This window comes from Phytohabitans kaempferiae (assembly GCF_042433955.1).
Lineage (GTDB): Bacteria > Actinomycetota > Actinomycetes > Mycobacteriales > Micromonosporaceae > Phytohabitans > Phytohabitans kaempferiae.
The window spans coordinates 1-9,024 of the sequence record NZ_JBHLUH010000018.1 but is presented as its reverse complement, the minus strand read 5'-3'; the positions used below and the strand labels follow the sequence as shown (position 1 = coordinate 9,024).

The following is a 9,024-nucleotide window of genomic DNA, read 5'->3' as shown; positions in this document are numbered from 1 at the left end:
CCGGGTCAGCGTGAACAACAACGTGTCCGGCGCGGACGCCAAACCCCCCAACGTCCGCGAACGCCGCATCGTGATCGTGTTGTTCCACGTCGTCGTGGCCAGGTAGTAGTAGCCGTTGTAATGCGTCAACCACGGATCCGGACCACGCAACTTGATCGGATTCGTGAAGGTACGCGGCGGGCCGGTCGTGGTCGGCGGCGTGGTCGGCGGCGGGGTGGTCGGCGGTGCCGTCGTCGGCACGCTCGTCGTGGTCGGCGCGGTCGTCGGCGTGGTCGAGCCGGTGCAGGCGACCCCGTTGAGCGCGAAGCTCGTCGGCGCCGGATTCGCGGAGTTGTTCCACGACCCGTTGAAGCCGAGGTTGACGACGGCGCCGGTGCCGAGCCCGGCGTTCCAGGTCTGGTTGCGCGCGGTGACCTGGGCGCCGCTCTGGCTGAAGACCGCGTTCCAGCCCTGGCTGACCTGCTGCCCTGCGGTGAACGACCAGGTCAGGGTCCAGCCGTTGAGCGGGTCGCCGAGGTTGGTGAGGTCGACGCTGCCGCTGAAACCGCCGGGCCACTGCGACCCGACCCGGTAGGTGACCGCGCAGCCGGCGGCGGCGGACGCCGAGGTCACGACGGTGACCGCGCCGACCGCGCCGACGACGCAGACGGCCCCGGCGGCGAGGAGAGAACGTGGACGCGCGAAGCGCATGGAGGGCTCCCGGTGGCAGAGGAACATGGCGAGGCGGTCGCCCGGGAGCCGCTTCGCGCCTCAAGATAGCCACTTAAGTATGGGGATGCAACTATCTCGGAGTATCGAGATCAATCGCTTGACACGCCGGTGTCGCGCATCCACCATGTGGTGGCTGGGCCCCATTTGCGCATCCTTTCCGGGCAGGGATCAAGGAGGCCTTCCCGTTACCTGTCTCGACACGTAGGGATGCCCGATGAAACCTCGCCCCAAGTGGCGTCGCTGGCTGGCCGCACTGGCACTGGTCACACTCGGCGTGACACCGGTGCTCGTACCGCAGCTCACCTCGCCGGCGGAGGCCGCCGCCAAGACCGTCTGGATACCCGAGCGCTGGGTGAGCACCGGAGAGGTGCCCTGGGCGCAGAACCGCACCAGAGAGTCGACCAACTTCATCCTGCTCTGGGGTGAGCGCTCCGGCACGAACCCGCTGACCGCGCCGGGCGAGTACCGCTTCGACCCGGACAACATCCTCAGCCAGTTGGAGAACCTCTACTCCTTCTACATCAACACGATGCGGTTCACGACGGAGACCGGGCTGCTGGCCCAACACAAGATCATCGTCATCGTCACCCGCACCTGGAACCGCACCGCCCTCGACGCCTGGGCCACCGGCGGCTCGACCGACGGCCGGGTCGGCGTCATCAACATCGCCCCCGCCGCCGCGCAGCCCGGCTCCTGGGGACTGGCGCACGAGCTGGGCCACGTGTTCCAGAACTACACGTTCCTGGGACGCTCCGGGATGGGCTTCACGCACGCCTCCTCCGGTACGTTCTGGGAGGCGAGCGCCGAGTTCATGGCGATGCAGGTGTACCCGCGCACCGCCGCCGGTGACCTGACCCGCTGGCTGCGCACCGAAAACCTGTACTACTCCTCGTCCCGCCACCACTACGGCGCCTGGATGCTGTTGCAGTACATCAAGGACCGCGACGGAATCGCGATGTTCAACCGCATCTGGAACGAGGCGCGCAACACCGAGCATCCGCTGGAGGTGTACCGGCGGATCACCGGCATCACGCAGGCGGAGCTCAACCGGCGCATCGGCGAGTACGCGCAGCGGAACGTGACGTGGGACTACTCCAACCGGGCCGACTTCATGCCGTTCATCAACAGCGTGTACGGCGCCGGCTTCCTCAACGCGTACAAGGGCGTGCCGGTCGAGGCGGTCAACGCGAACGCCCGCCACTACCGCATCCCCTCGGCGATGGCTCCCTCCGACTACGGGTACAACAAGATCCAGCTCGTGCCCGACAGCGACGGCGCGCTGATCCGCCTGCACCTCAAGGGGCACGCGGAGACCGGCGCGACCGGCTGGACGTTCGGCTTCGTGGCGGTGCGCAACGGCACGCCTCGGTACGGGCCGCTGACCCAGGGCACGTCCGGGCAGATCAGCTTCCAGACGCAGCCCGGCGAGAGCCAGGTCTTCCTGGTCGTCACCGGCACGCCGGCCAGCGTCGTACCGAAGTACGCGTTCCTCGACGGCTGGCCGAAGAACCGCCGCTACCCGTACGAGTTCCGCATCTCCGGGGCGATCCCGTCCGGCCACGAACCGGGATACCAGAAGCCGGCCGCGACCAACGGCGGACGCTGGCACTCCAACGGTGGCGGCTGGGTCTCCGGCAACGCCAACGTCGCCTCGACCGCGTACGTCGGCCCGCGCGCGGCTGTCCTCAGTGGATCGGTCACCAACAACGCCCGCATCGAGGACCTCGCCTGGGTCAACGGCGGCACGGTCACCGGCAACGCGGTCGTGAAGGGCAACGCGATCATCCAAGGTGGAGTCACCATCGGCGGTACGGCGGTCGTCGGCGGCGACGCCGAGCCACCGCACGGTCCGACCGGCGGCTCCTGCAACTCCGGCACGTACCTGATGTTCAACCCCAGCCGGAGCTGTGACGGCGGCGGTGGCGAGGCGGACATCAACCCGCCGCACGGCACGTTCACCACCGACGAGTTGGCCATCACCGGCGGCACCAACCCGACCACGCCGCCGGCCACCACCGCGCCGCCCACGACTCCCCCGGTGACGACGGCTCCGCCCACGACCGCTCCCCCGACCAGCGCCCCGCCGACCAGCCCTCCGCCGACCGGCGGCACCTCCTCGTGCCGGGTCGCGTACACGGCGAACTCGTGGGGCAACGGCTTCACCGGTGACGTGACCATCACGAACACCGGTGGTGCCACGGTCAACGGCTGGACGCTGACGTTCACGTTCGCCAACGGCCAGCACGTCACCAACAGCTGGAACGCCACGCTGACGCAGAGCGGGTCGACGGTGACCGCCCGGAACGCGGGCCACAACGGCACGATCCCGGTCGGTGGCACCGCGTCGTTCGGCTTCCAGGGCACGCACGGCGGCACCAACCAGCCGCCGACGGCCTGGACGCTGAACGGCGCCCGCTGCACCACCTGACGGCTCAATCAGCAGGGGGTGGGCCGGGCGCCCGCCCCCTGCGCCGGGCTTCCCCGGATGCCTCCGGCGGCCCCCTGGAGTGGTACGTGGTCTCCTCCATCGCCGACGATGCGCCGATCGCCGCGTTGCGCGGCCACACCGCCGACGACCTGGCCACCGCATGACCCCGGAGCCGGCGCGGTGGAGGTGGTCAGCGAGGTGACGCCCTGAGCGCGGCTCGACAGCGCGTCCTAGGGTGATCGTCGTGACAGACGGCAGCGCATTCACCGACTGGTTGATGTCCGACAACTGGCAGGACTACCGCCAGCAGCGGGCGATCCGCTCACTGGGTGACGAGGTGTCGTCGCTCAGCTCCTCTCTGTACACGCAGCAGCGGGAGAGCAGCCGGCTCCGCTCCGAGCTGAGCAAGCTCCAGGGCTCGGTGGAGGCGCGGCTGTCCCGCCTGATCCGCTCGTTCGACGCGTTCGTGGAGCTGAGCGACCTGCGGGTGACACTGGCGATGTTCGACCCGCCGGCCCTCGTGCGCCACCGCACCCGCCTGCTCGTGGCCGCGGCGAGCCAGGACCAGCCGCCACCGGCCGCGGGCTTCGCCGACGTGCCCGGCTACTGGCTCGCCCCGGCGGCGACCGCGCTCGGCGCGCTGCTGCGGGACGAAGACGCGGAGGAGCCGCTCACGCTCGCGCTGGAGCGGGACGCCGGGCGTACCGCGCTGCTCATCACCCTGACCGCGACGGCGGCCGGGCGCGCGGACCTGAGCGCGGCGTGGCTGCCCAAGGCTCTGGGCCCGCTGCCGGCCGGCGAGCCGGTGACCCGGGCGGTGCGCGCGCTGTGGACCTCGGCCGCGGCGGGCGTGTTCGGCCCGGACGGCCTGGCGCTGGTGGGCAAGCGGCTGGCCGGGCTGGTCGACGGGGTCGACCCGGAGCGGGAGCGGACGACCGCCGAGGCGTGGCGGGCGCGGATCGGCACGCTCCCGGCGACCGTGACCCGCCCGCAGTCCATTTTGGAGCCGGTGCCGGACGCGGAGAAGGCGCTCGCCGCCGGCGCGCGGCTGGCCGCGCTCCGCGAACTCTGCGCCGGCACCGGCGGCCCGGCGGCCCCCGAGGCGGCCACCGACAGCCCCGACCCGTACTCACTCGCCGCCGTGCTCCGGGCTCTGGTCGACGAGGGTACGGACGAGGAGGCACCGCTGCTGCGCCGCTCCGCCGAGCTGCGGGCGGTCATCGAAGACCGGGAGTACACCGACGTCGAGCAGTGGGCTGCCCCGCTCAAGCCGCCGCTGGAGCTGCTGCTCGACGACGCGTTCCTGCCGGACGGCTCGCCGCTGGCCCGGATGGCCCGCACGGCCAGCGCCCGCTGGCTGCTGCCCGCGGCGGAGCGGCTGGCCACCGAGGCCGCCACCGACCCGCCCCGCGAGGCGACCACGGCGATCGAGCGCACGGCCGTACGCGTGCGCGCCGGCACGACCCCGCAGGGGCTCGACGCGGTGCGGGACGCGCTCGCCGCCCGGTACGCCGGCGAGCCGGTGCCGGACAAGGCGGCCATCGCCTGCCTCGCCGCCGGTGCGCTGCTCTGCGTGAGCCTGGTCGCCTGGCCCAACGCCCTGGCTGTGATCGCCACGCTCGCCGGCGCCGTGCTGCTGCTCACCGGTGCGGTGCGGTGGTGGCAGGGGCGCCAGCGCAACGCCGAACGGCAGGAGCGCCTGGCGGCCAACGTCAACAGCGCCGAGCAGCGCGCCGGGCGGGCCGCCGCCGAGCTGGACGACCTGCGCGGCCGGCTGGTCGCCGCGGGCCAGCGGGCCGCCGACGACCTCGCCGCGATCCGGAACGCCGTCGGCGTGCCCTGACGGGGCTCAGCCCGGGCTCGCCCCGGCCGGCACGGTGAGCAGGCCGAGCGGCTCGGGGCCGACGTCGAGCCAGGTCACCTGGCGGCCCCGGAGCATGGCGTCCCAGGCGAACACCTCGAGCCGGGCCAGGTGCGTGCGGACGATCCAGACCCGCCCGCCGGGCCCGGCCAGCTGCGCGGCGCGGTCGAGCGCCTGCCGGATCGCCGGACGGGTGCGGTCGGTGGCGACCACGATCCGCGTGGCCTCCTCGTCGTACCGGGTGCCCCAGCCGTTGCCGAACCGCTCGTCCCGCACGAAGGTGGGCTCGTCGGGCTGCCAGTAGTACGCGAACCCGAAGTTGGCCCAGGCGCTGACCACCACAGCGTCGCCGGGGCGCCGGTTTCGCTCGACGTATCGCACCTGGTCGCGCACGTCGTAGCGCATCGCGCCGACGGCGAACGTCTGGGGATGGCGGGGGTAGATGCCGGGCGGCGCGTAGTAGCGCAGCCAGGCGGTGTTGGCCAGCACGAAGGCGAGCACGGTCGCGCCGGCGAGGACCGTGGTGGTCGCCACCTGCCACCGCCTGATCAGGCGGGCGACCAGCCGGGCCGCCCCGGCGACCCCGATCCCCGCGCTGACCGCCATCGAGACCAGCAGGAAGTGCGAGGTGCGCTGGTCGAGCACCGGATATGCGTGCAGGTAGCCGGCGACCACCATGCCGACCGGCAGAGCCGCCGTGGCGAGCGCGGCCACGAGCCGCCCGGTCACCGCCATGGTCACGACGCCGGCGAGGGCGAGCACCGCGAACGCCGGCCACGGGACGCCGAACAGGTCGCCCAGGCCGTCGAGCCGGTTGACCAGGTAGTCGGGGAGGCTCACGGTGTCGCCGAAGTTGAGGAAGTAGCCGTCCCAGTACGCCTCCAGGCTCTCGATCTGGCCTTTACTGGAGACGGTGAGGTAGGTGACGCCCATGGCCAGCCAGCCGCCGACCGCGACGGTCGCCGCCTTCAGCAGGTCGCGCCAGGCCCGGCGGACCAGCGCGACCACCACGAACGCGCCCAGCACGCCGCCGCCGACCAGCAGCGCCGTGTGGCTGACGAACATGGCGAGCAGCGCGCAGCCGGCGACCGTGGTCAGCCGGCGCCAACTCCACCGCGCCTCCGCCCACGCCGCGAGGGCCAGCAGCGCGACCGCGACCGCGCCATCCGCCGTGTACTGCTTCAGGTCGTGCCGCACCTGCTGGGCCGGGAGCAGCAACGCGCCGGCGGCGCCCATCAGCCCGGCCACCACCGCGTAGGCCCGCCGCTGCCAGCCGAGCAGCCGCCCGAGCGCGTATCCGGCGACCACCGAGCCGGCCAGGAACGCGGCCGGCAGCAGCCGCAGGCGCTCGCCGCCGTCGCCGTCGCCGGGGATCAGCCGCATCAGCAGCGTCCAGCCGATCGGCGTCGGGCCGGTGACGTCGAACGCCTCCCCCAGCGAGCCCCGCATCGACATCGCGACCCACGACTCATCGAGCCAGAACGGCGTGCGCAGCGTCGGCCCGATGCTGTGCACCACCGGGACCAGCGCCAGCAGCCCGAGCAACACGGCGAGGTCGGCGCGCCACCTCCGCCCGGACCGGCGCCGGCCGGTCGCCGCCGCTTCCGAAGCCGCTGGCGCGGTGGTCGGTTCGGGGTGGACGAGCACACGCACATGCTAGGCGTCGGAACGCTCCCACACGTGCCCGTCGGTCCCCTTCCGACCCGCCGTCGGTTCGCCGGGATGGTGCGCACCTTCACGTCGTACGGGCTGGGCGTGCCGCCACCGGTCGCCGCGGTGTTCCGGGCGTCACGCCGTGGCGCGCCGGACCACCCGGGCCGGCGCGGGCTGGGCGTCGCCGGCGGGCAGGCCCAGCGTGGCGCGGGCGACGCGCCGGCCGTACGCGCGGGCGTCGATGTGGACGGTGGTGAGCGCCGGCCGCCAGAGCGCGCCGTGGCGGGTCTCGTCGAAGCCGATCACCGCGAGGTCGTCCGGCGCGCGCAGTCCCAGGTCGGCCATTGCCGCGAGCACGCAGAGCGCCAGGTCGTCGGTGACCGCCGCGACCGCGGTCACCTGGCGGTCGTGGGCGAGCGCGCGCAGCCGTACCCCCGTGGTGCCGGCATCGTCGACGGGCAGCGACCGCGGCTCGGGCATCCGAAGCTCGCGCGCCGCCGCCCGCACGTGGTCGGCGAGCAGCGCCGTCACCGGGTCGGATCGGGCCGGCTCGGCGACGGCGACGGCGCGGTGGCCGAGGTCGTGCAGGTACGCGACCTGGGTCATGGCCGCGGCCCGACCGCCGTCAGCGTAGAGCGCGGGCAGGTCGACCACCGCGCGCGGGGCGACGGCGTCGAGCATCGCGCGGGACCGGCCGCCGTACGAGACGAGCAGCCCGTGCCCGGTGGTGGACAGCTCCTCCTCCAGTCCCTCCACGAAGCTCTCCAGGCTGTGGCCCGGGGGCAGCCCGCCGGCTTCGAGCACGACGAGCCGGGACACGCCCTCGCGAAGCGCGCGGGCGATGGAGTGCGGCACGTAGCCGAGGTCGGCGGCGGCGCGGCGGACCCGCTCGCGGGTCGTCTCGGGGATGCTCTGGTTGGCGGTGTCGTTGAGCACGAAGCTCACCGTCGCCCGGGACACGCCGCTGGCGCGGGCGACATCCGCCATGGTCACGCGGGACCTCTCCGGCATCCACCCTCCTCTTTCGCCGGTGACGCCACCGGCCGCGCGAGACTTACACGATTTAGTCGAATCGCGGAGCGACCCACTCGTGACAGTCAGTCAGCAGATCATTGTGGACAGTTACCCAGATCCGGCCCACCTCACGCGCTCGCGCGAGACGGGTCGGGCCGTGATGTTTTCCGCCTTCCGCGAAGTGACCGACCTCGACCGCGGCGCCAGCGTGCGGGCAGACGGCTGCCTGACTGTGGCCCGGAGGCGCACCACATGCTGACCGAGGCGTTTTCTCCATGCCAGGCGGACATGTCGGATGTCGTTCGGTTGGGCGGCCGGCCACCAACCCTGATCCACCTCGGGATCGACGGAAAAGGTGACGGGAAAAAAATGCGCTGCCCATAGGATTCGACCACGCCACGTGATTTGCTGACACCTCTGAGTACTGCATCGGGATGTGCGGCAGGCCACATCAAGAAAGACGATCTCATCGGCATGGCCGAGCGGAAAAAGGGAACCGGCACCTGGACCAAGAGGGCTGACTGGCGCGGGGAAGGCGACTATAGCTATGCGCCCGGGAACGCTCGAAATTGCCACCGAGGTGGCCAAAGTCGCGGCCGCTCCCGCCGGTGTGGCGGAGCGGGCGGAAGCGCTGCTCGCCCCGATCCGGCGGCTGGTGCCCTTCGAGGCCGCCCGGATCTACCTGCTCGACATGGAGCGCCGAGCTGAGCATTCGCTGGTCAGCGTGGGTTACGACGACCGTGTGCGGTCCTACCAGGACAGTCCACAGCACATCGACGAAATCGAGATGCTCGGCCTGCACCGCGGCGGCCCGCCGATGCGGCTGCGCGACCTGCCGGTGCCGCCGGAGACGATCTCGGGCTGGGTCGACTATCTGCGGCCGGCCGGCTTCCGCGAGGGCATGGGCGTGCCACTGACCACTTCGGACGGCCGCTACCTGGGCATCCTCGGCCTCAACACCGACAACCCGCACCACCCCACCGACTCGGCCCGCGACCTGCTCGGCGCCCTCGCGCCCACGATCGCCAACGCGCTCGACCCCCTTCGCTCGATCAGTGCCGCGGCCCGGCTGGTCGACGGCGCGATCGGCGGGGTGCTCCTGTCCCGGGACGGCCAGACGCACCACCTGCCCGGACTGCCCGGCCATCCCCTGCTCGCCACCGGCTCCCGGCTGCTCGGCGTCGCCGCCGACCAGCTCGAAGGGATGGCCCACACGGCTTTCCTGGCCCCGTACGACGAGGACGGCCACGACCGCCACGTGCGAGTCACCGTGCTCGCCTGCCCCGACCTGCCGCCGGCGCACGTCACCGCCGCGGTCGTCGTCGCCTCCACCGGTGACCTGAGCCGGCTGACCCGC

The 9,024-nt window shown here is 72.5% G+C and carries 6 protein-coding genes; 3 read left to right on the top strand and 3 right to left on the bottom strand.

The window, feature by feature from the left end:
• On the bottom strand, nucleotides 1–690 hold a 690-nt coding region (locus ACFFIA_RS13460), incomplete at its 3' end, for a cellulose-binding domain-containing protein (RefSeq protein WP_377250534.1).
• 235 nt (nucleotides 691–925) lie between these two features.
• On the opposite strand from ACFFIA_RS13460, the gene ACFFIA_RS13455 reads away from it, so the two are divergent.
• Nucleotides 926–3,139, top strand: a complete 2,214-nt coding sequence (locus ACFFIA_RS13455; protein ID WP_377250532.1) for a DUF6055 domain-containing protein — start codon at nucleotides 926–928, stop codon at nucleotides 3,137–3,139.
• A gap of 244 nt (nucleotides 3,140–3,383) precedes the next feature.
• On the top strand, nucleotides 3,384–4,982 hold the full coding sequence (locus tag ACFFIA_RS13450) for an amino acid adenylation domain-containing protein (protein WP_377250530.1): 1,599 nt from the start codon (nucleotides 3,384–3,386) through the stop codon (nucleotides 4,980–4,982).
• Nucleotides 4,983–4,988: 6 nt separating this feature from the next.
• Here the strand turns inward: ACFFIA_RS13450 and ACFFIA_RS13445 are convergent, their stop codons facing one another.
• On the bottom strand, nucleotides 4,989–6,647 hold the full coding sequence (locus ACFFIA_RS13445) for a hypothetical protein (RefSeq protein WP_377250527.1): 1,659 nt from the start codon (nucleotides 6,645–6,647) through the stop codon (nucleotides 4,989–4,991).
• Nucleotides 6,648–6,788: 141 nt separating this feature from the next.
• Nucleotides 6,789–7,664: a LacI family DNA-binding transcriptional regulator gene (locus ACFFIA_RS13440; protein ID WP_377250524.1), complete on the bottom strand. Its 876-nt coding sequence runs from the start codon at nucleotides 7,662–7,664 to the stop codon at nucleotides 6,789–6,791.
• Between the two features lie 550 nt (nucleotides 7,665–8,214).
• On the opposite strand from ACFFIA_RS13440, the gene ACFFIA_RS13435 reads away from it, so the two are divergent.
• A partial coding sequence (locus ACFFIA_RS13435; RefSeq protein ID WP_377250522.1) for a GAF domain-containing protein occupies nucleotides 8,215–9,024 on the top strand: 810 nt, incomplete at its 3' end.

Bases quoted from the DNA above. Each gene is read 5' to 3' on its own strand.
- ACFFIA_RS13440 (WP_377250524.1), bottom strand. From the start codon at position 7,664: ATGCCGGAGAGGTCCCGCGTGACCATGGCGGATGTCGCCCGCGCCAGC.
- ACFFIA_RS13455 (WP_377250532.1), top strand. From the start codon at position 926: ATGAAACCTCGCCCCAAGTGGCGTCGCTGGCTGGCCGCACTGGCACTG.